20 protein-coding genes and 1 pseudogene are annotated in these 22352 nt (G+C 55.2%); 8 read left to right on the top strand and 13 right to left on the bottom strand.

What is annotated here, in order from left to right; translation table 11 throughout:
* The first annotated feature begins 156 nt into the window (after positions 1-156).
* The 5 genes from lolC to cobB are packed head-to-tail and all read left to right on the top strand — an operon-like array spanning position 157 to position 5095.
* A complete protein-coding gene (lolC, locus tag LDK53_RS01945) occupies positions 157-1356 on the top strand; it encodes a lipoprotein-releasing ABC transporter permease subunit LolC (protein WP_025758165.1) in 1200 nt (399 codons plus the stop codon).
* A complete protein-coding gene (lolD, locus tag LDK53_RS01940; protein ID WP_225283810.1) occupies positions 1349-2050 on the top strand; it encodes a lipoprotein-releasing ABC transporter ATP-binding protein LolD in 702 nt (233 codons plus the stop codon). The genes lolC and lolD overlap by 8 nt, the downstream gene beginning before the upstream one ends.
* A complete protein-coding gene (gene lolE / locus LDK53_RS01935) occupies positions 2050-3294 on the top strand; it encodes a lipoprotein-releasing ABC transporter permease subunit LolE (protein WP_225283809.1) in 1245 nt (414 codons plus the stop codon). Before lolD ends, lolE begins: the two co-directional genes overlap by 1 nt.
* A 53-nt stretch (positions 3295-3347) precedes the next feature.
* On the top strand, positions 3348-4259 hold the full coding sequence (nagK, locus tag LDK53_RS01930) for an N-acetylglucosamine kinase (protein ID WP_225283807.1): 912 nt from the start codon (positions 3348-3350) through the stop codon (positions 4257-4259).
* Positions 4260-4273: 14 nt separating this feature from the next.
* On the top strand, positions 4274-5095 hold the full coding sequence (gene cobB / locus LDK53_RS01925; protein ID WP_225283805.1) for a Sir2 family NAD+-dependent deacetylase: 822 nt from the start codon (positions 4274-4276) through the stop codon (positions 5093-5095).
* A gap of 45 nt (positions 5096-5140) precedes the next feature.
* Here the strand turns inward: cobB and LDK53_RS01920 are convergent, their stop codons facing one another.
* The gene (locus LDK53_RS01920; RefSeq protein ID WP_225283803.1) at positions 5141-7072 is read right to left on the bottom strand and encodes a methyl-accepting chemotaxis protein; all 1932 of its coding nucleotides are present in this window, start codon (positions 7070-7072) and stop codon (positions 5141-5143) included.
* Between the two features lie 237 nt (positions 7073-7309).
* On the opposite strand from LDK53_RS01920, the gene LDK53_RS01915 reads away from it, so the two are divergent.
* On the top strand, positions 7310-8539 hold the full coding sequence (locus tag LDK53_RS01915; RefSeq protein ID WP_045284979.1) for an EAL and HDOD domain-containing protein: 1230 nt from the start codon (positions 7310-7312) through the stop codon (positions 8537-8539).
* Positions 8540-8586: 47 nt separating this feature from the next.
* Here the strand turns inward: LDK53_RS01915 and potD are convergent, their stop codons facing one another.
* The 4 genes from potD to potA are packed head-to-tail and all read right to left on the bottom strand — an operon-like array spanning position 8587 to position 12395.
* On the bottom strand, positions 8587-9621 hold the full coding sequence (potD, locus tag LDK53_RS01910; RefSeq protein WP_047958288.1) for a spermidine/putrescine ABC transporter substrate-binding protein PotD: 1035 nt from the start codon (positions 9619-9621) through the stop codon (positions 8587-8589).
* Positions 9618-10409 (bottom strand): spermidine/putrescine ABC transporter permease PotC, encoded by a 792-nt coding sequence (gene potC / locus LDK53_RS01905; RefSeq protein WP_008500765.1) that lies wholly within the window; start codon positions 10407-10409, stop codon positions 9618-9620. Before potC ends, potD begins: the two co-directional genes overlap by 4 nt.
* A complete protein-coding gene (gene potB, locus LDK53_RS01900) occupies positions 10406-11263 on the bottom strand; it encodes a spermidine/putrescine ABC transporter permease PotB (protein WP_045284977.1) in 858 nt (285 codons plus the stop codon). The genes potC and potB overlap by 4 nt, the downstream gene beginning before the upstream one ends.
* Entirely contained in the window at positions 11247-12395 is a 1149-nt protein-coding gene (gene potA / locus LDK53_RS01895) for a spermidine/putrescine ABC transporter ATP-binding protein PotA (protein WP_225283944.1), read from the bottom strand. The genes potB and potA overlap by 17 nt, the downstream gene beginning before the upstream one ends.
* Before the next feature lie 237 nt (positions 12396-12632).
* Between potA and pepT the strand changes: the two are divergent.
* A pseudogene (pepT, locus tag LDK53_RS01890) lies at positions 12633-13855 on the top strand (peptidase T).
* A 106-nt stretch (positions 13856-13961) separates the two neighbouring features.
* Here the strand turns inward: pepT and LDK53_RS01885 are convergent.
* From LDK53_RS01885 to rluE, 8 genes are all read right to left on the bottom strand, one after another.
* Positions 13962-15083, bottom strand: a complete 1122-nt coding sequence (locus LDK53_RS01885) for a cupin domain-containing protein (RefSeq protein WP_225283801.1) — start codon at positions 15081-15083, stop codon at positions 13962-13964.
* Positions 15084-15174: 91 nt separating this feature from the next.
* Positions 15175-16638 carry a two-component system sensor histidine kinase PhoQ gene (gene phoQ, locus LDK53_RS01880; RefSeq protein ID WP_025758178.1) on the bottom strand — a complete coding sequence of 488 codons (1464 nt, stop codon included), beginning with the start codon at positions 16636-16638 and terminating at the stop codon, positions 15175-15177.
* Entirely contained in the window at positions 16639-17310 is a 672-nt protein-coding gene (gene phoP / locus LDK53_RS01875; protein ID WP_045285019.1) for a two-component system response regulator PhoP, read from the bottom strand.
* A 123-nt stretch (positions 17311-17433) separates the two neighbouring features.
* On the bottom strand, positions 17434-18804 hold the full coding sequence (gene purB / locus LDK53_RS01870; RefSeq protein WP_047958292.1) for an adenylosuccinate lyase: 1371 nt from the start codon (positions 18802-18804) through the stop codon (positions 17434-17436).
* A 19-nt stretch (positions 18805-18823) separates the two neighbouring features.
* Complete coding sequence (gene hflD, locus LDK53_RS01865; protein WP_008500756.1) at positions 18824-19453, bottom strand: high frequency lysogenization protein HflD; 630 nt, start codon at positions 19451-19453, stop codon at positions 18824-18826.
* Between the two features lie 27 nt (positions 19454-19480).
* The gene (gene mnmA, locus LDK53_RS01860) at positions 19481-20593 is read right to left on the bottom strand and encodes a tRNA 2-thiouridine(34) synthase MnmA (protein WP_225283799.1); all 1113 of its coding nucleotides are present in this window, start codon (positions 20591-20593) and stop codon (positions 19481-19483) included.
* A 40-nt stretch (positions 20594-20633) separates the two neighbouring features.
* Complete coding sequence (locus LDK53_RS01855; RefSeq protein WP_059385735.1) at positions 20634-21107, bottom strand: NUDIX hydrolase; 474 nt, start codon at positions 21105-21107, stop codon at positions 20634-20636.
* A gap of 9 nt (positions 21108-21116) precedes the next feature.
* A complete protein-coding gene (gene rluE, locus LDK53_RS01850; protein WP_045284970.1) occupies positions 21117-21770 on the bottom strand; it encodes a 23S rRNA pseudouridine(2457) synthase RluE in 654 nt (217 codons plus the stop codon).
* Between the two features lie 117 nt (positions 21771-21887).
* Between rluE and LDK53_RS01845 the strand changes: the two genes are divergently transcribed.
* On the top strand, positions 21888-22352 hold a 465-nt coding region (locus LDK53_RS01845; protein WP_263643417.1), incomplete at its 3' end, for an isocitrate/isopropylmalate family dehydrogenase.

Here is a 22352-nt window from a genome sequence, read left to right as displayed (position 1 = left end):
AGGTGGAGGTTGCGAGGTGCGGTTTCAGCCATTAGTACCCTGATTTATCTGAATTTTTCGGAAAAATGATTACCAAAGCTTACGGTTTCAGTCATTTACGCTTAACGGATTCGCTTATATACTCGTGGGTCTGCTATCAGCAAACAGACGGACTTCATGTATCAACCTGTCGCACTCTTCATAGGCTTACGCTACATGCGTGGGCGCGCCGCGGACCGCTTCGGTCGCTTTGTCTCCTGGCTTTCGACTATTGGCATTACGCTTGGCGTGATGGCACTGGTGACGGTGCTTTCCGTCATGAATGGCTTTGAGCGCGAGCTGCAAAACAACATCCTGGGGCTGATGCCGCAGGCCGTTCTCTCATCCACTCACGGTTCGGTTAACCCACAACAGCTGCCGGAAAGCGCGGCGAAGTTACAGGGTGTCACGCGCGTTGCGCCACTGACGACCGGCGACGTGGTGCTGCAAAGCGCCCGCAGCGTGGCGGTCGGCGTGATGCTGGGGATTGACCCGGCGCAAAACGATCCGCTGACGCCATATCTGGTTAACGTGAAGCAGACCGATCTGCAAGCGGGAAAATACAACGTGATTCTCGGTGAACAGCTTGCTGGCCAGCTCGGCGTCAACCGCGGCGACCAGCTGCGCGTGATGGTGCCTTCGGCCAGCCAGTTTACGCCGATGGGGCGCCTGCCAAGCCAGCGCCTGTTCACCGTGGTTGGCACTTTTGCGGCCAACAGTGAAGTCGATGGTTATCAGATGCTGGTTAACATCCAGGACGCGTCACGCCTGATGCGCTACCCGGCCGGGAATATCACCGGCTGGCGTCTGTGGCTCGACGCGCCGCTGAAAGTCGATACCCTCAGCCAGCAAAAGCTGCCGGACGGCACGAAATGGCAGGACTGGCGCGAGCGCAAGGGCGAGCTGTTCCAGGCCGTGCGCATGGAAAAAAACATGATGGGGCTGCTGCTGAGCCTGATCGTGGCCGTGGCTGCCTTTAACATCATCACCTCGCTGGGGCTGATGGTGATGGAAAAGCAGGGCGAAGTCGCCATTCTGCAAACCCAGGGACTCACGCCGCGCCAGATCATGGCGGTCTTTATGGTGCAGGGTGCCAGCGCCGGGATCATCGGCGCGCTGCTCGGTGCCGTGCTGGGTGCGCTGCTTGCCAGTCAGCTAAATAATTTAATGCCGATCATTGGTGCATTGCTCGATGGCGCGGCGCTGCCGGTGGCTATCGAGCCGCTGCAGGTGATCGGTATTGCGCTGGCCGCGATGGCCATTGCGCTGCTTTCTACGCTTTATCCTTCCTGGCGCGCTGCCGCCACTCAACCCGCTGAGGCTTTACGTTATGAATAAGATCCTGTTGCAATGCGACAACCTGTCCAAACGCTATCAGGAAGGCTCTGTGCAGACTGACGTGTTGCACAATGTGAGCTTCAGCGTGGGTGAAGGCGAGATGATGGCGATTGTCGGCAGCTCCGGCTCCGGTAAAAGTACCTTATTACATCTGCTGGGCGGGCTGGACACGCCCACCAGCGGCGACGTGATTTTCTCCGGCCAGCCGATGAGCAAGATGTCTTCCACGGCGAAAGCGGACCTGCGTAACCGCGAGCTGGGCTTTATCTACCAGTTCCACCACCTGCTGCCGGATTTTACGGCGCTGGAAAACGTGGCGATGCCGCTGCTGATTGGTAAAAAGAAACCGGCAGAAATTAATGCCCGTGCCAGCGACATGCTGAAAGCGGTAGGGCTGGGCCATCGCGGTAACCACCGTCCGTCGGAGCTCTCCGGCGGTGAGCGTCAGCGTGTAGCCATTGCCCGTGCGCTGGTGAACAACCCGCGTCTGGTGCTGGCGGATGAGCCTACCGGTAACCTCGATGCGCGTAACGCCGACAGTATTTTCCAGCTACTGGGCGAGCTGAACGCCTCGCAGGGCACTGCGTTTCTGGTGGTCACCCATGACCTGCAGCTGGCAAAACGCATGGGGCGTCAGCTTGAGATGCGCGACGGCCATCTGAACGCGGAACTGACCCTGATGGGAGCAGAGTAATGGCGTCACCGTTATCGTTACTCATCGGTTTACGTTTTAGCCGCGGTCGCCGTCGTGGCGGCATGGTGTCGCTGATCTCCGTTATCTCGACCATCGGTATTGCGCTGGGCGTGGCAGTGCTGATTGTGGGCCTGAGCGCCATGAACGGCTTTGAGCGCGAGCTGAATAATCGCATTCTGGCGGTTGTGCCGCACGGGGAGATCGAGCCGGTTAACCAGCCATGGACAAACTGGAACGATGCGCTCACCAAAGTTGAAAAAGTGCCGGGCATTGCCGCGGCTGCGCCCTACATTAACTTTACCGGGCTGGTGGAGAGCGGGGTAAACCTGCGCGCCATTCAGGTGAAAGGGGTCAATCCCGCTCAGGAAGCGCGTCTCAGTGCGCTGCCGAACTATGTGCAGAACGGCGCGTGGGCCAACTTCAAGGCTGGCGAGCAGCAGATCATCATGGGTAAAGGCGTTGCCGATGCCCTGAAGGTGAAGCAGGGAGACTGGGTGTCGATCATGATCCCGAACGCCAGCGCCGATCATAAATTGCAGCAGCCTAAACGCGTGCGCCTGCACGTCACCGGTATTCTTCAGCTGAGCGGCCAGCTTGACCATAGCTTTGCAATGGTGCCGATGGAGGATGCGCGGCAGTATCTCGATATGGGCAACAGCGTGACGGGCATTGCCATCAAGGTTAACGACGTCTTTAACGCCAACAAACTGGTGCGCGATGCGGGCAGCGTGACCAATAACTATGTCTACATCAAGAGCTGGATCGGCACGTACGGTTATATGTACCGTGATATCCAGATGATCCGCGCCATCATGTATCTGGCGATGGTGCTGGTGATTGGGGTGGCGTGTTTTAATATCGTCTCGACGCTGGTGATGGCGGTCAAAGACAAGAGCGGTGACATTGCCGTGCTGCGTACCCTGGGGGCAAAAGACGGTCTTATTCGCGCCATTTTTGTCTGGTACGGTTTGCTGGCGGGGCTGCTCGGCAGCGTGTGCGGCGTGGTGATTGGCGTGGTAGTTTCCCTGCAGCTGACGCCAATTATCAATGGCATAGAAAAGCTGATTGGTCACCAGTTCCTGTCGGGTGATATCTATTTTATTGACTTCCTGCCGTCTGAACTGCACTGGCTGGACGTTTTTTATGTGCTGGTTACAGCACTTTTACTGAGTCTGCTGGCAAGCTGGTACCCGGCGCGTCGCGCAAGCCGAATTGATCCGGCGAGGGTATTAAGTGGCCAGTAATTTCGTCATGATCTAGCGGCTTTCAGGCCGCCAGGTTAAAAGAGGAATGCGTTATGTATTACGGATTTGATATTGGCGGCACCAAGATTGCGCTCGGCGTATTTGATAAAGACCTCAAACTGCAGTGGGAAACCCGCGTTCCCACGCCGCGCGACAGCTACGACGAATTTTTAACCGCCATTGCCGCGCTGGTGGCCCAGGCCGATGAACGCTTTGGCGTGAAAGGCAGCGTTGGCATTGGTATTCCGGGGATGCCCGAAACCGACGACGGCACGCTGTATGCCGCCAATGTGCCTGCCGCCAGCGGCAAACCGCTGCGCGCCGATCTCTCCGCTCTTCTTGAACGCGACGTGCGTTTAGACAACGATGCCAACTGCTTTGCGCTCTCTGAAGCCTGGGATGATGAATTCCGTCGCTATCCGCTGGTGATGGGGCTGATCCTCGGTACCGGCGTGGGCGGGGGGATTGTCATCAATGGGAAGCCCATCACTGGCCGCAGTTACATCACCGGCGAGTTTGGTCATATCCGCCTGCCGGTGGACGCGCTGGAGGTGGTGGGCCGTGATTTTCCGTTAACCCGCTGCGGCTGTGGTCAGCACGGCTGTATTGAGAACTACCTGTCAGGTCGCGGGTTTGCATGGCTTTACGAACACTTCTATCATCAGAAACTTGAGGCCCCTCAAATCATTAGCCTGTGGGGGCAAGGGGATGCGCAGGCGCGTGAGCACGTCGAGCGCTATCTGGATCTGCTGGCGGTATGTCTGGGAAATATTCTCACCATCGTCGACCCGGATCTGCTGGTGATTGGGGGAGGGCTTTCAAACTTTACCGCGATTACGGAACGGTTGTCCGGGCGTTTGCCCCGACATTTATTGCCGGTTGCCCGCGTGCCGCGTATCGAACGTGCGCGACACGGGGACGCAGGAGGCATGCGCGGAGCCGCATTCCTTCATCTCACCGATTAGTTTACGAGGTTTCTATGCTGTCGCGTCGCCAGGGTCGACTCAGCCGTTTTCGCAAAAACAAACGCCGCTTACGTGAGCGCTTGCGCCAGCGGATCTTTTTCAGAGACAGAATAATGCCAGAAGCGATGGATAAACCCAGAGTGGTGGTGCTGACCGGAGCGGGGATCTCCGCAGAGTCAGGAATTCGAACCTTCCGTGCGGCGGATGGGTTGTGGGAAGAGCACCGCGTGGAGGATGTGGCCACGCCGGAAGGTTTTGCCCGCGATCCGGACCTCGTGCAGGCGTTTTACAACGCCCGCCGTCGCCAGCTTCTCCAGCCAGAGATTGCCCCGAATGCGGCGCATCTGGCGCTGGCAAAGCTGGAGGAGACGCTGGGCGATCGTTTTCTGCTGGTGACGCAGAATATCGATAACCTGCATGAGCGGGCCGGTAACAGGAACATCATCCATATGCACGGTGAGCTGCTCAAAGTTCGCTGCGCATGGAGCGGTCAGGTGCTGGACTGGAAAGAGGACGTGCTGCCAGAGGATAAATGCCACTGCTGCCAGTTCCCGTCACGCCTGCGTCCGCATGTCGTCTGGTTTGGCGAGATGCCGCTGGGCATGGATGAGATCTACAGCGCGCTGGCGATGGCCGACGTATTTATCGCCATCGGCACATCCGGTCATGTTTATCCGGCGGCGGGATTCGTTCACGAAGCGCGACTGCACGGTGCGCATACGGTGGAACTCAACCTTGAGCCAAGCCAGGTGGGCAGCGAGTTTGAAGAGAAGCACTACGGCCTGGCCAGTGCCGTCGTCCCGGCGTTTGTCGACAAGCTGTTGAAAGGGCTGTAACGGCAATCGCGTGAAAAGGCACCCGTCCTGCGGGTGCCTTATTTTTTATGAATGAAAGAACGCCAGCGTCTTCTCCAGCGATTTAGCCTGCTCATCCAGCGACAGCGCCGCCGCAGAGATCTGCTGAACCAGAGAGGCGTTCTGCTGGGTTGTGCTGTCCATCTGGTTAACGGCGGTGCTGACCTGGCTAATCCCCCGATTCTGTTCGTCCAGCGCCTGAACAATATCGTTGATGACCAGATGCACGTGCGATACCGCCTCAATCACCTGTTTCATCATCGCACCGGTTTCATTGACCAGCGCGACGCCTTTGCTGACGCGACCAGAGGACTCGGCAATCAGCTGAGAGATCTCTTTTGCCGCGTTAGCGCTTCGCTGAGCCAGATTACGAACTTCGCCTGCCACCACTGCAAAACCGCGTCCCTGTTCTCCAGCCCGTGCTGCTTCAACGGCCGCATTCAGCGCCAGGATATTAGTCTGGAAGGCGATACCATCCACGATGCTGTTAATCTCACCGATCTTACGTGCACTCTCATCAATCTCCCCGATCACAACGACCACGTCGTTCACCAGCGTTTCGCCATGTCCGGCGAGCGTCGCGGCGCGATCGGTCAGCGTGGTCGCCTTGTGCGCATTGTCGGCATTATTCTTCACCGTGACCGAAATCTCTTCCATACTGGCAGCCGTTTCAACAATAGCTGCTGCCTGCTCTTCGGTACGCGAGGCGAGGTCAAGATTGCCCGCCGAAATTTCGCTGGTGCCACCGTGGACGGAATGGCTGGCTTCGCTGATATTGTCAACGATGCGCTTGAGCTGCCTCTGCATGGTATGCAGAGCGTAAAAAATACTTTCGGTATCCCCGGAACGCACCGGGATAGTGTTATTCAGATCCCCGCGGGCGACAGCCAGGGCGATCCCGGCCGCCTCCGAAGGTTCACCCCCCACCGGGCGGTCAACTTTACGGGTAAAGATTTGGGCCATCACCAGGCTAACCGCAACGATGCTTAACACCATCAGGACGATGGCTTTCAGTAAAAATGCGCGCGCTTCGGCCATCACTTCGCTGACCGGCGTGACAATGGCGAGTTTCCATGGCGTCTGGCTGTTACCGACGGCGATCGCCTGCCAGGTGATAAACACCTCCTCTTTCAGCAGCGGATCGTTTATCCGAATAACCTCATGACCGGCAATTTTGCCCGCGTAAGGCTTGCCTGCAGCACGTTTGTCCGGGCTGGACACCACCTTGTTACCTGCTGAAAGGAGCAGGGCGTAGCCGGTGCCATTCCACGGTTTAATCGCCCCAATCATGGCTTGCAGGGTGGCAAGGGAGAAGTCAGAGGTGACCGAACCCAGGAACTGACCGTCACGCATGATGGGCGCGGCAATTGAGGTGAGCATCACGTCTACGCCGTTGTAGGGGTAAATATAGGGCTCGATGATCACGTCTTTAAGCCGTTGCTTCGGCAGCAGATAGTAATCCCCACTGCCGGGCGTTTCGAAATCCGTCAGCAGGTGCAATGCCGGTTTGCCGGTGGCGTCGCGGTCGACATAGTGGGCGTAGCGCCCGGCAGGATCTTCACCGCTTTGACCGGCAAATGTCGTGTCTTTATCGTCGAACGCGTTGGGCTCAAAGGCCATCGACATAGAAAGAAACTGGGGATGAGCTGAGAGGTAATGGATAAGCAACTGGTTGAGACTCTGGCGATCGGCTATCCCCGCATCGTGCAGTGCCAGGGCGCTGTTGCCCATGTCCCGGGCGGCAGCCAGGGCGGCGTCCAGCTGTTTACCAACCTGCAAAGACTGTACCTCGGCGATTTGACGGATATGTTTTTTGGCCAGAATTTCCTGCTGTGCCATCCACTGCCACATCATAAACCCGATCGTTGCCGTAAAGCCCACCGTCACGGTAAGGAAAATGGACAATAGCATCAACGTCTTGACGCTTATTTTTTGTTTTCGGACCATGGCGTTTTTCATTCTCATCTCCCGTAATGTTGTGCATGTCGGGCAAGCACATATGACTTATCGGATATTTTCTCCTTTTTCTGTAGAGCGCCGGGTATATTTAATTTAAATCACCGGATATTAAACCCGGTTAATTAGTGTGGATGCTTTTATTTTGTGCATTAAATCAAAATAGCACTCGATAATGCTCGTTATAGTCGTGTAGAAAGAGGATGCTAATAAATATTAAGTTGTAGAGGAGGATGGGATATGTACGGATTTATTGCGCGACAACCCATTTTTAACCCAGAGATGAAAACGGTGGCCTATGAGCTGCTCTTCAGAGACGGGATGACAAACCGTTTTCCGGATGTGTCGGCGGAGTATGCCACCTCCAGAATGATTTCCGACCAGTTCTTATGTGTGCCTTCTCAGCGCATCGCCGGGACACATACGTCGTTTATCAACTTCCCTTCACGCATGGTCATTGACCGCAGTGGTGAAGCGCTCGATAAAGAGCATGTGGTTATTGAGATCCTGGAGGATGCTGTGCCGGGGGATGAACTCTTGCAGGCCGTTAAGGAGATGAACGCGCAAGGTTATCAGTTTGCGCTTGATGATTTCACCCTTGCACCTGAATGGGATGCTTTTTTACCTTATATTTCCATCCTGAAATTCGATGTCAGAAATTACACCTTAGCGCAAATTAAAACGTATCTGAAAGAGCGTAAACATCTGACCGGACATATTAAATATCTCGCTGAAAAAATTGAGACTAAAGAGGAATTCAAACAATACAGGGAAGAGGGATTTTCCCTGTTTCAGGGTTATTTTTTCTGCCGTCCGGAGGTCATTAAATATAAACGGTTGTCGCAAAATCAGCTGGCGATTTTCCGTCTGCAAATGGAAGTGGGTCGCAATAAACCTGATTTTCGCATCATCGAGTCGTTGATTAAAACCGACCTGACGCTCTCCTGGAAAATCATGCGCTACATGAAACACACCGCATTTAAACATATCGGTGCCTGTAATTTCAGTAAGTTGACGCTGAGTGAGGTGCTGAGATACCTCGGAGAAAACCAGCTAAGACGGTTTGTTGCCGTCGTGGTCCTGGCGAGTGCAGGGAATGATACCGTCAGCGAGCTCTACCCCTTGAGTATGATGCGCGGGAAGTTCTGCGAACTGATCGCAGAGACGATGAACGAGCCGACGCTGGCTGAAAATGCGTTTATGTGCGGTTTGTTTTCACTGCTCGATACCCTCCTTGAGCTGCCGATGGCAGAATTGATGAAGCAAATTGCGGTGCCGCAGAATGTGAGCAATGCGTTGTGCCATCAGGAGGGACAGTTAGCCGATATGGTCACGCTTTGCCGTTACTACGAACAGCAACAATGGGAGGAGGCGGCCACGGTCCGTGAGGCGCTGGGTTTGTCGGATGAGGCGGTAGTTGAGGCGATGAGAAAAGCGACCCTCTGGGCAGGGGAGAATGCGGTCAGTTAATCCTTCCTCACGCCGTGCAGGCGGCGCGAGGAAGAACGCGATACCGTTTATCGGCCCGCTTTTAATTTCTGGTAATACTCTTCATAGAGGCGGCTGGCGTCGCCGACATCATTCTGCCACTCCCCTTTGCTGATGGTCTGGGCATCCGGATAAAGCGATTTATCATTCGCCACCTCTGGCTTCAGCAGCTTGCGCGCAGCCAGGTTGGGCGTTGGGTAGCCAATCGTCTCAGCAACCTGTTTCGCCACGTCCGGACGCAGCAGGAAGTTAATCAGCTTTAGCGCACCGTCCACGTTTTTCGCATTGGCCGGGATAGCGAGGCTATCCATCCAGAAGATCCCGCCTTCCTTCGGCCAGACCACCTCAAGCGGCGTGCCGGCCTGACGGGCGACAAAGGCAGAGCCGTTCCAGACCATCCCCAGATTCACTTCGCCTTCCATATACGGGTTTGCCGGGTTATCAGAGTTGAATGCCGCCACGTTAGGCATCAGCTTTTTCAGCTCGTTATACGCCGCTTCGATCTCTTTCGGATCCGTCGTGTTGCCTGAATAGCCCAGCTTGCGCAGCGCCACCTGGAACACTTCGCGCGCATCGTCGGTTAACAACAGGCTGCCTTTGTACTCTGGTTTCCACAGATCGGCCCAGCTTGTCACTGTTTTCGGATCGACGGCATCGCTGTTCACGCCAATCGCGGTCGCACCCCAGATATACGGAATGGAGTAGTCGTTATTGGGATCAAACGGTTTGTTAAGCATCTCCGGATCGAGATTTGAAAAATTGGTTAGCTTTGTTTTATCGATCTTCTGAATCATGCCCTCTTTGCGCATTTTGTCGACAAAGTAGGTGGAAGGCACGACCAGATCGTACGCGCCGTCCTTGTAGGTTTTCAGCTTGGCGTACATGGTTTCATTCGACTCGTAGGTCGAGTAGATAACCTTGATGCCCGTCTCCTTCGTAAACTGCTCCAGCAGTCCCGGCGGCACATACTCGGTCCAGTTATAGAAGTAGAGCGTTTTGCTGTCATCAGCGTGCGCGGCACCCATGCCCAGCACCAGCGCCGCAGCGGCGAGCATTTTTTTCATTTCATTGTCCCCTGAGATTTTGTTTTATCACGAGCAATAACCTGGCTGGCGATCACCAGAACCAGCGAAAACACCAGCAGAATGGTCGCCAGCGCGTTCACCTCAGGTGAAACGCCGACTTTCACCATCGAATAAATTTTCAACGGCAGAATTTCATAGCTCGGCCCGGTCACGAAGGAGGAGACCACCACGTCATCCATCGACAGGGTAAAGCTAAGCAGCCATCCCGCGGCAACAGCAGGCATCGCCAGCGGCAGGATGATTTTGCGCAGGATAGTCATCTCGCTGGCGCCCAGATCCTTCGCCGCCTCCAGCATACGCACGTCGAACCCTTTCAGGCGTGCAAAGACCGTCACCACCACAAACGGCAGGCAGAAGGTGATATGTGAAAACAGCAGTGACCAGAAGCCAAGCTGAACGCCCAAAAGCATAAACAGCACCAGCAGCGAAATCGCCATCACGATGTCCGGGGACATCATCACCACAAACAGCATACCGCTGACGAACGGTTTTCCGCGGAATCGGTAGCGATACAACGCCACGGCGGTGAGCGAACCAATCAGCGTGGCGAAGGTGGCGGAGAAGATCGCCATCGTCAGCGAGTGCTGCGCGGCCTGCAGCAGGCTGTCGTTATTCATCAGCAGGCTGTACCAGTCGGTGGTAAAGCCCTGCCAGTTGATCCCAAAACGCGAGCTGTTAAATGAGTTCACGATCAAAATGATAATCGGGATATACAGGTATGCATAAATGGCGGTCATAAAACCGCCGCGAAGCAGTCGACCGATCATTCGAGTTCCACCTTCTTGTTCAGCAGTCGTGAAGCGCGCCAGTAGACCAGCAGCATCAGACCCATCACCACTGTTAGCGTTATGCTGGTGGCGGAGCCGAACGGCCAGTCGCGAATATTCAGGAACTGGCTCTTGATGACATTACCAATCAGCAGGTTTTTCGCGCCGCCCATCAGGTCAGACACGTAGAACAAACCCATCGCCGGAAGCATCACCAGCAGACAACCCGCGATAATACCAGGCATCGTCAGCGGGATGATAATGCGGATAAAAGTCTGCAGCTTATTCGCCCCCAGATCTTTTGCCGCTTCCAGCAGCGGTTTATCCAGCTTCTCAATACTGGAGTAGAGCGGCATCACCATAAACGGCAGCAGGATATAGACCAGACCGATAATGACCGCGCCAGGCGTAAACATGATGCGGATCGGGGTATCGATTACCCCCAGCCACAGCAGAAACGCGTTGAGATAGCCTTTGGTACTGAGGAAAATTTTCAGCCCGTAGATGCGAATGAGTGAGTTGGTCCAGAACGGCACAATCAGCAAAAACAGCAGCAGCGGGCGCACCTTTTGCGGCAGACCCGCGAGGAACCATGCGAAAGGATAACCCAGCACCAGGCAGGCAATCGTGGCGATCAGCGCCATATTGAGCGAGTGCAGCAGCACGTCAAAATAGAGCGGATCGAGCAGGCGCGCGTAGTTGTCCAGCGTAAAGACCAGCGAAACGAAGCTAGCGTCATCGCGGGTCAGGAAGCTGGTGGCGATGATCATCAGGTTGGGTAAAAAGACAAACAACACAAGCCAACCGACGATCGTGGCAATCACCACATTCTGGAACTTACTTGTGTTCTTCATCAGCCAGCACAACCTCCCAGCTTTCTACCCAGTTGATAACCATTTTCTGGTCGAGAGAGTGGTCGAAGTCCGGGTCGTCCTCGTTAAAGAACTCACTGACCATCACCATTTTGCCGTTCTCCAGTTCAACGATGGATTCCAGCGTCATCCCTTTGTAGTTGCGTTCGCGGATATAGCCGATGAGCCCTTCGGCCTCGGTGTTGCCGTGAATTTCGTCAACGCGCAGATCTTCCGGGCGCAGCAGAACGTTGAGCTTTTGCCCCTTCTCGACGGGGAAATTTACGGTGATGTTGCATTCGCGACCTTCAACGCTGGCCCGCACGCGCTGGACATCCAGACGTTCAATCACCGTGGCGTTAAAGATATTGATCTCACCAATGAAGCTTGCGACAAACAGGTTCTTCGGCTCTTCGTAAATTTCACGCGGCGTACCGTCCTGCTCGATTTTGCCGTCACGCATCACCACGATACGGTCGGACATGGTCAGCGCCTCTTCCTGGTCGTGAGTGACGAAGACAAAGGTAATGCCGAGCTTGCGCTGCAGGGCCTTAAGTTCGTTCTGCATCTGCTTGCGCAGTTTGTAATCCAGCGCCGAGAGGGACTCATCCAGCAGAAGCAGGCGAGGTTTATTGACCACGGCGCGGGCGATGGCTACACGCTGCTGCTGACCACCGGAAAGCTGATGCGGTTTACGCTTAGCAAACGTCTCAAGCTGCACCATGCGCAGGGCGCCGGTGACGCGCGGTTCTATCTCGTTCGCCGGGGTTTTTTGCATCCGCAGGCCAAACGCCACGTTCTCAAACACCGTCATGTGCGGGAACAGGGCATAGCTTTGAAAGACCGTGTTGACGTGACGATCTTCGGCGGGAACCCGCGTAATGTCCTGGTTTTCAAGAAGGATTTGACCGTTATCGACGCTTTCCAGCCCGGCGATAAGGCGCAGTACAGTGGTTTTGCCGCAGCCAGAGGGGCCAAGCAGCGTAAGAAACTCACCGTCATTGATGGTGAGATTGAGGTCGGAAATAACGTCTTTACCATCAAAACTTTTACGAATTCGTTCCAGTTGCACCAGCGGCGCACGTGAACGGGATTGTGTATTCAATTTTTGCGCTGTCCCATATAGACGCCTCAGGCAGCAGACTGAAGCGGGGTTTGTGTGTAACCACCTTGGTGACTCGTAATGAGGGCGGACATTCTACGGCAATCCCCCGCAATCGCCAATCATTGTCACTGATTCATAAGCTACATTTACTGACGTGTAACGATATAAACGGAAAATATTCTCGTTTGCGGGATAAAAGTGACCTGACGCAATATTTGCGTTTTGATGCTTATTGATAATGTTGTCACAAAAAGTGAGGGTGACTGCATGGATAAATTACTTGAGCGTTTTTTACAGTACGTTTCGCTGGATACCCAATCTAAACCGGGTGTCCGCCAGGTGCCGAGCACCGAAGGCCAGTGGAAGCTATTAAACCTGCTTAAAGAGCAGCTTGACGCCATGGGGCTGGTCAACGTCACGTTAAGCGAAAAAGGCACTGTGATGGCAACGCTGCCGGCGAATGTCCCGGGTGACATTCCCGCGATTGGCTTTATCTCCCATGTCGACACCTCTCCGGATTTTAGCGGTAAACATGTGAACCCGCAGATTGTTGAAACTACCGTGGCGGCGACATTGCGCTGGGGATCGGTGACGAGGTACTTTCCCCGGTGATGTTCCCGGTGCTGCACCAGCTGCTGGGTCAGACGCTGATCACCACCGACGGGAAAACGCTGCTGGGGGCGGATGACAAGGCCGGTATCGCGGAAATCATGACGGCGCTGGCGGTACTGAAGGAAAAAAACATCCCCCACGGGGATATCCGGGTGGCTTTTACGCCGGACGAAGAGGTCGGTAAAGGCGCAAAACATTTCGACGTGGAAGCCTTCAACGCGCAGTGGGCGTATACCGTCGATGGCGGCGGTGTTGGTGAACTGGAGTATGAAAACTTCAACGCCGCGTCCGTGACGATCAAAATTGTCGGCAATAATGTTCACCCCGGTTCGGCGAAAGGCGTCATGGTGAACGCGCTGTCGCTGGCCTCCAGAATTCATGCGGAAGTCCCGGCGGATGAGAGCCCTGAACAGACGGAAGGGTATGAAGGGTTCTATCACCTGACCAGCATCAAAGGCACCGTGGACAGCGCCCAGATGCACTACATCATCCGCGATTTTGATCGCAAAGCCTTTGAGGCGCGCAAGCGCAAGATGATGGAGATCGCCAAAAAGGTCGGGAAGGGCTTACACCCTGACTGCTATATCGAGCTCATCATCGAAGACAGTTATTACAATATGCGTGAGAAGGTGATGGCCCATCCGCATATTCTTGATATTGCCCAGCAGGCCATGCGTGACTGCGATATTGAACCGGTATTAAAACCGATTCGTGGCGGTACCGACGGTTCTCAGTTGTCGTTTATGGGACTGCCGTGCCCGAACCTGTTTACCGGTGGCTACAACTATCACGGTAAACATGAGTTCGTCACCCTGGAAGGGATGGAAAAAGCGGTGAAGGTGATTGTGCGGATTGCGGAGTTAACCGCGAAGCGGTAGTCGCGTTTTGCTAAATGTATGCCGGGTGGCGGTTGCGCCTTACCCGGCCTACAAAACCCACGATCGTAGGCCCGGTAAGCGAAGCGCCACCGGGCGTTAAGGCGACTCAGTCCTCAAAGAACCAGTACCCGCTGTTGACCAGCGCAGCCAGCATCGCGAGGAAGGACGGATCCTCCAGGGCGTCGCCAAAGGTCTCGGCGGTCAACACCAGATGGCTGGCAATGGCATCCAGCGCCGGACGGTGTGGGGAGTCCAGCTTCTCGCCGTTGACGAAGACATCCTCACCAATGCGCAGCACGCGCAATCCGCCAAGACGTACCAGCTTGTCGCCCTGCTGAAGGGCATCATAAATCTCGTCGGCCTGATACGGCGGCTCTGGCGGCGCAACGTCCAGCTCATGACGAGACTGGCTGATAAACTCACCAAACCACTGTCTGAAATGTTTCGGCTCGTTGATCAGATCCAGCATCATGCCGCGCAGCTTATCCAGCTCCGCAGGCAGGATGTCTGCCGGATGCTCGCGCGCAGGCACATCCGGATCGCTATAACGATAGCTGCCCAGCTCGCGTTGCAGAACGTAATCGGCAAACCCGCTGATCATCTCGCGGCCGCTTGGGGCACGGAACCCGACGGAATAGTTAAGTGAGTTTTCCAGGGAATAACCTTCATGAGGGAATCCTGGCGGAATGTAGAGAATATCGCCCGGCTCCAGCTCTTCGTCGATAATCCCTTCAAACGGATCAACCTGAAGCAGGTCCGGATGCGGGCAGTGCTGCTTCATGGGCACTTTTTCGCCCACGCGCCAGCGACGGCGGCCCGTCCCCTGAATAATAAACACGTCGTACTGGTCCAGATGCGGACCCACGCCGCCACCCGGCACCGAGAAGGAGATCATTAGATCGTCCATGCGCCAGTCGGGCAGGGCACGGAACGGACGCATTAATGCGGCCGTCGGCTCGTGCCAGTGGTTGACCGCCTGCACCAGCAGCGACCAGTTGTTTTCACCGAGGTGATCGTAGCTTTCGAAAGGACCGTGGCTGACCTGCCATTTCCCGTCCTGGTGGCTGACCAGACGGCTGTCGACTTCGTTTTCCATAGCCAGACCGGCCAGCTCATCAGGGGAGATAGGGTCGACAAAATTGCTGAACCCGCGTTTAAGAACCACCGGGCGTTTTTGCCAGTAGCGTTCAATAAACTCGGGCCAGTTAAGTGTTAAGTGATAATCCATATTTTTTTATTCCGCAGGCTCTTACTGACTCGGATTATAACGGAAGCTCAGCCCCCCGGCTGCGAGATCCTCGCATTTTTCACATAACGGGTTAACTATCGTTCGATGCAGGCTGTTGACGGCCAAAAATGACCTCCATTCTGGCACCGCCCAGCAAACTTTCGCCGGTTTCGATCTTTCCGTCGTACTGATCAACAATCTCCCGGGCCACGGCGAGTCCCACCCCCTGGCCGGGACGCAATGTATCAGCGCGTTGACCGCGATCGAACACCACATCGCGTTTATTGCGCGGGATACCCGGACCATCATCCTCAACGATAATATGCAGTTCGTTATCGGTCTGACGCGCAGACACTTCCACGAACTCCAGACAGTATTTGCAGGCGTTATCCAGCAGGTTGCCCATCACTTCCATAAAATCATTTTTCTCACCGACAAAACTTATCTCAGGCGAGATATCGAGGCTGATGTTCACCCCTTTACGCTGATATACCTTGTTGAGGGCGGAAGTGAGGTTATCCAGAAGCGGAGCCACGGGATGCAGTTCGCGGCTCAGCAGCGCGCTTCCGGAACGCATACTGGCACGATGCAGATAATAGCCAATTTGCTGGGAGATACGGCTGATCTGTTCCAGCATGACCGGCTCGGCATCATCCACGCTCAGCGTTGAGCTGCGCATGGAACGCAGAGTACTTTGCATGACCGCCAGCGGCGTTTTCAGGCTGTGGGTCAGGTCGGTCAGGGTGGTACGGTACTTATCATAGCGTTCGCGTTCACTTTTCAGCAGGCGGTTGAGGTTACGTACCAGGCTGGTGAGCTCACGGGTGGTTTCCGGATTAAGCTTCTCGCGATGATGTTCCTCCAGCTCGCGAACCTCTTTCGCCAGTGACTCAATGGGCCGCAGGCTCCACCACGCCGCGACCCACAGCAGCGGGATCACCAGCAGCAGATTCGCCGCAAGCACATAGACGAACCAGCTCCAGACCATATAGGAACGCTTAAGCTCGACCGGAATGGTGTCGATCACCACGATGGTCAGCTGCGGCATGTTCAGCGTCGCCGGATAGAGATTAATCGCAACGGAGTGCGTCATCTCGGTTTCGGCATCATCGGCGCGGATCTCGTTCAGCTTTTGCTGCAGGGAACGATCTTCCCGGATCAGGGAGCTGGTGGTATTGAGATCGGCTTCAATTTCATGAAATCCGTTGGTTTTGAGCCACTCCGGCCGAATGCTTTTGACCAGCCAGGGGATATCACGCTGCGCCCAGAGTAGCTTGCCCTTTTCGTTATAAATCAGGGCCAGCGTGGGGCTCTGCTGGTTGAGATTTTCCGGCATCTCGACGGTGATTTTGTTGTTTTCCCACTTCGCCAGGGTATAAAACAAATTGCTTTCGCCACGCAACAGGCGAAAGGTGGTTTTATCGAAGCTGACGCTGTAACCCACCAGCGCGACCATGCCGTAGGAGAGCGACAGCACTAGCACGACGGCAGCCGTTGCCAGTAAAAAACGTACCCGCAGCGACAGGGGCAAAATATGGCGCAAGATCCGTCTCATTTAGCGTAATTCGAACAGATAGCCCTGGCCACGGACGGTAGTAATGACGTCCTGCGGATACTGTGCCTGAATTTTCTTACGTAAACGTCCCATCAGCACATCAATGGTATGGCTCTCGCGCAGTTCGGCATCAGGATAGAGCTGAAGCATTAAGGAATCTTTACTCACTACCTTGCCGCTGTTACGGATCAGCGTTTCCATAATGGTGTATTCGAAGGCGGTTAGCTTGATCACTTCATCGTTGATCGCTAATTCCCGACGGGAGAGGTCAACCTGGAAGGGCGGGATGGAGATAACCTGTGAAGCCAGTCCGCTGTTACGGCGTAGCAGGGCCTGCATGCGGGCCGCCACCTCTTCAATATGAAACGGTTTGGTAACGTAATCATCTGCTCCCGCGCTGAGCACCTCGACCTTATCCTGCCAGCCTTCACGGGCGGTCAGAACCAGAACCGGCAGGGAAACATCATGGCTGCGCCAGCGACGAATCAACGAGAGGCCGTCTTCATCGGGCAGCCCTAAATCGACAATGGCGATATCCGGCAGGTGTTCATTGAGATAATAATCGGCTTCTTTTGCATCTTCAGCATCGTCCACCTGATGTCCCATCTCCTGAAGCTGAACCTTCAGGTGATGACGTAGCAATGCGTTATCCTCAACAACCAGTACGCGCATCATCTTTTCTCCCAGAATGAATAGTATGAATAGTTTAACGCTGATTATGTTGCTGTGGGGATAAACATTGAGTAAACCGGGGAAAAGCAACCCCCTTTCCGGGCGGAAAGGGGGGAGGGGATATTACTTCAGCTCGTCGACCATGGTGATGGCGCGGCCAATGTAGTTCGCCGGGGTCATCGCTTTCAGACGCGTTTTCTCTTCTTCTGGAAGGGCCAGACCGTCGATAAACTGCTTCATGCCTTCGGCGTCAACGCGTTTGCCGCGGGTCAGCTCTTTCAGTTTCTCGTACGGTTTTTCGATGCCGTAACGACGCATGACGGTCTGAATCGGCTCTGCCAGCACTTCCCAGTTGTGATCCAGCTCGTCCAGCAGACGATCGCGGTTCACTTCCAGTTTGCTCACGCCTTTCAGGGTGGACTGGTAAGCGATCAGCGCGTAGCCAATGCCCACGCCCAGGTTACGCAGTACGGTGGAGTCGGTCAGGTCGCGCTGCCAGCGGGATACCGGCAGTTTGCTGGCCATATGCTGCAGTACGGCATTCGCCAGACCCAGGTTGCCTTCGGAGTTTTCGAAGTCGATAGGGTTCACTTTGTGCGGCATGGTTGACGAGCCGATTTCACCGGCGATGGTTTTCTGTTTGAAGTGGTTCAGCGCGATGTAGCCCCACACGTCACGATCGAAGTCGATCAGAATGGTGTTGAAGCGTGCGATGCAGTCAAACAGCTCCGCAATATAGTCATGCGGCTCAATCTGGGTGGTGTACGGGTTCCACTGAATGCCCAGCGAGGTCACGAACTCTTCGCTGAACTGGTGCCAGTCCACTTCCGGGTACGCGGCGATGTGGGCGTTATAGTTACCGACAGCACCGTTGATTTTGCCGAGGATCTCAACCTGCTCCAGCTGACGATACTGGCGCTCCATACGGTACGCCACGTTCGCCATCTCTTTACCCATTGTGGAGGGGGTAGCTGGCTGACCGTGGGTACGGGAAAGCAGAGGGATGTCGCGGTATTCCACGGACAGCGCTTTCACCGCGTCGATGATTTTACGCCAGTATGGCAGCACCACCTCTTTACGTGCGGTGGAGAGCATCAGGGCGTGGGACAGGTTGTTGATGTCTTCTGAGGTACAGGCGAAGTGAATGAACTCAGACACGGCGTGCAGCGCAGGAACACTCTCCACTTTCTCTTTCAGGAAATACTCAACCGCTTTTACGTCGTGGTTGGTGGTGCGCTCAATGGTTTTAATGCGCGCAGCATCTTCTTCGTTGAACTCAGCCACGATTTTATCAAGGTAATCGTTTGCCTGGGCGTCAAAAGCAGGAACTTCCTTGATTGCTGCCTGGGCGGCCAGCTTTTGCAGCCAGCGTACTTCAACCTGAACACGGAACTTCAGCAAACCATATTCGCTGAAGATCCCGCGCAGCGCGCTGACTTTATCGCCGTAGCGTCCATCGACAGGGGATACGGCGGTCAGTGAGGATAATTCCATAATTCGCAACTCCGGGAGGTTAACAATGAGCAAGAATTTGTTTTGCCTGAGTGGTCAGGCGATTACGAGAAAACATTAACTGCAGGCGGCCACCGCCAACCTGGTGCCACAGCACGGCGGCACGGATCCCTGCCAGCAGGGAGGCGCGTACTTTTGCCTGTACCTGTGGGCTTTGCAGCACAGCAGGGGAGCCAGTGACCTGAATACGCGGGCCGAGCGGGCTGATGACGTCGACATAAATGCCGGCCATGGCGCTCAGTAGCGTGTCGGACTGCAGGTCAAAATGGTCGAGCTGACGCTGTAACCCGGCAATCCGATCGCCCAGGGTATTGAGCGCGCCTTTTGCCGCGCTCAGTTTACGCTCCAGCACCATCAGGCTTAACGTGTAGCGGGTCAGCTCTGCGTTTAACCCCTGACGGCTACTGGCGTTGAGCACGCCAAGCAGGGTTTCAAGACCGAGACGAAGATTGGTTTCACTGCCGCCGAACACACCCAGGGTAGAGCCGGGGTTGAGGTCGATAACGCTATTGAGTGAAACGTGCAGGGCATCAGCGTCGCAATGACCCTGATGTGCCAGCTGTTGCACCAGACGGGCTGACTGGCAAATTCCCGCCAGTGCCAGGGTGATGTCATAGTAGTTCTTCGCCACACGGTCTCCTTTATGTGTGCAATCGTGTTAAACAGCGGGCAGCGGCAGGCGCTGTTCAATAATCCCGCCGCCCAGGCAGATTTCGCCGCTGTAGAAGACAGCAGACTGACCCGGGGTGACGGCGGCAACCGGCTCGTCGAAACGCACATCAATGCGATCGTCATCAAGCGCAGTCACGGTGCAGGGAATATCGGTCTGACGGTAACGTGTTTTCACCGTGCAGCGCAGTGTGCCTTTTAACGGCTCACGAGCGACCCAGTGCAGCTGTTGCGCGATAAGGCCAACAGACATCAGACGCGGATGGTCGTGTCCCTGGGCCACAACCAGAATATTGTTTTCGACATCTTTGTCGACAACGTACCACGGATCTTCGCTACCCTCTTTGGTCCCGCCGATACCCAGGCCTTTACGCTGGCCGAGCGTGTGGTACATCAGCCCCTGGTGCTGGCCAATTTCGTCGCCATCGACGGTGACAATTTTGCCCGGCTGTGCCGGCAGGTAACGACCGAGGAAGTCGCGGAACTTGCGCTCGCCGATGAAGCAGATGCCGGTAGAATCTTTTTTCTTCGCGGTGATCAGATCCAGCTCTTTCGCGATTTTACGCACCTGCGGCTTTTCCAGCTCGCCAACCGGGAACAGGCTCTGGGCGATTTGCTCGTGGCTCAGCGTATAGAGGAAGTAGCTCTGATCTTTGTTGCCGTCCAGACCGCGCAGCAGCTGGCTTTTGCCATTCACATCTGCGCGACGCACGTAGTGACCGGTCGCAATGTAGTCTGCGCCCAGATCTTCTGCGGCGAATTCCAGGAAGGCTTTAAATTTGATCTCTTTGTTGCACAGAATATCCGGGTTTGGCGTACGTCCGGCTTTGTACTCTTCGAGGAACAGTTCAAAAACGTTGTCCCAGTATTCTGCGGCAAAGTTAACGGTGTGCAGTTCAATGCCGAGCTTATCGCACACGGCCTGCGCATCGGCGAGATCCGCTGCGGCAGTGCAGTATTCCTCACCATCATCTTCCTCCCAGTTCTTCATGAACAGGCCCTCCACCTTATAGCCCTGTTGCTGTAACAGGTAGGCGGAAACGGAGGAATCGACACCGCCGGACATGCCGACGATTACTTTTTTCTGGCTGTTATCTGACATGGAATACTCACGACATTGAACTTCAAGGCGGCGTATTCTATCACGCCCCCCCACCATTGACACCCTCTGTAAACGGCCAGTTAAATGCGCCGATGACATCCAGCGGTAAGCGACCGGCAGATTGCCAGCAGCGAATGCTTTCCGCAACCAGCGGCGAGCGCAGGTTTGGCGCGTTCAGGATCTCGTCGGCGGTGACCCACAGGCAGCGGTCGATATCGTCATCCTGCGGTTCCGTGGCGCACGTTTCGCTAAGCTCAACGGCAAACAAAAAACGCAGGAACGGGGTGCTGTCGGGCGCAATCCACTGGTGCATACGGATGAAATGCTGGGGCTCAGCGTGAATACCGGTCTCTTCCCACAGCTCGCGTTTCGCCGCCTGCAGCAGGGTCTCATTGGCTTCAAGGTGTCCGGCAGGCTGATTCCACAGCGCTTTGCCGTTAATGCTCTCTTCGACCACAAGGAATTTCCCCTGGGCGTGGACCACACAGGCAACCGTGACATGAGGTTTAAACATAGTGACTCCTTAAGAGGTAACGTCCCGCCATTCACCGTTGGCGAGCGTTTCCAGCGTGTAGTTGCCCATGGCGTAGCGGATCAGGCGCAGGGTCGGAAAGCCAACGTGTGCGGTCATGCGCCGAACCTGACGGTTGCGGCCTTCATAAAGGGTGATTTTGAGCCAGCTGGTGGGAATCGATTTGCGTTCGCGGATAGGCGGGTTGCGCGGCCACAGCCACGCCGGTTCATTCACGCGCTCAATACCTGCGGGCAGGGTGGGGCCATCGTTCAGCGTGACGCCTTTGCGTAATGTTTCCAGCGTCTCGTCATCCGGCTCGCCTTCCACCTGGACGAAGTAAATTTTTCCGGTGCGTTTCCCGGGCTGGGTGAGCTTCGCCTGCAGCGCACCGTCGTTGGTTAAGACCAGCAGGCCTTCGCTGTCACGGTCCAGACGACCGGCCGCGTAGACCCCCTGAACAGGAATGTAGTCCTTCAACGTGCTGCGCCCGGCTTCGTCGGTAAACTGCGGCAAAACATCGTAGGGTTTATTGAACAAAATCACCCGCTTCGGCTGGGTTTGTTGCGGTCTTCTGGCGGCTTGTCGCGAGCTGAATCGCTCAACCCGGTGTTTTGTAAAAGAAGTTTTCTTCATGGTATTTTCAGGCGTTATCAATTGCCGCATTATAGCCTAATAACGAAGACCTTTCATGGCGTCGGACAATCAGGTACTATCGAAGGGCTCATTACAATTTATTAACATAAGATCAGTAACAACCAGAAGCGCTCGAAGGAGAGGTTAATGGAAAGCAAAGTAGTTGTTCCGGCGGAAGGTAAAAAGATCACCCTGCAAAACGGCAAGATTAACGTTCCTCACAATCCGATTATCCCGTTCATCGAAGGTGACGGTATCGGTGTAGACGTTACCCCGGCAATGCTGAAGGTGGTTGATGCCGCTGTTGAGAAAGCCTACAAAGGCGAGCGTAAAATTTCCTGGATGGAAATTTACACCGGTGAGAAATCGACTCAAGTTTATGGCCAGGACGTCTGGCTGCCAGCTGAAACGCTGGACCTGATCCGCGAATACCGCGTTGCTATCAAAGGCCCACTGACGACGCCAGTTGGCGGCGGTATCCGTTCCCTGAACGTGGCACTGCGTCAGGAGCTGGACCTGTACGTCTGTCTGCGTCCGGTTCGTTACTATCAGGGCACCCCAAGCCCGGTTAAGCACCCAGAACTGACCGATATGGTTATCTTCCGCGAAAAC

The sequence above is a fragment of the Enterobacter sp. K16B genome, from assembly GCF_020216105.1.
Classification (GTDB): Bacteria; Pseudomonadota; Gammaproteobacteria; order Enterobacterales; family Enterobacteriaceae; genus Enterobacter; species Enterobacter sichuanensis.
The sequence above is the reverse complement of the archived record's forward strand: the minus strand, read 5'-3'. Positions and strand labels throughout refer to the sequence as shown.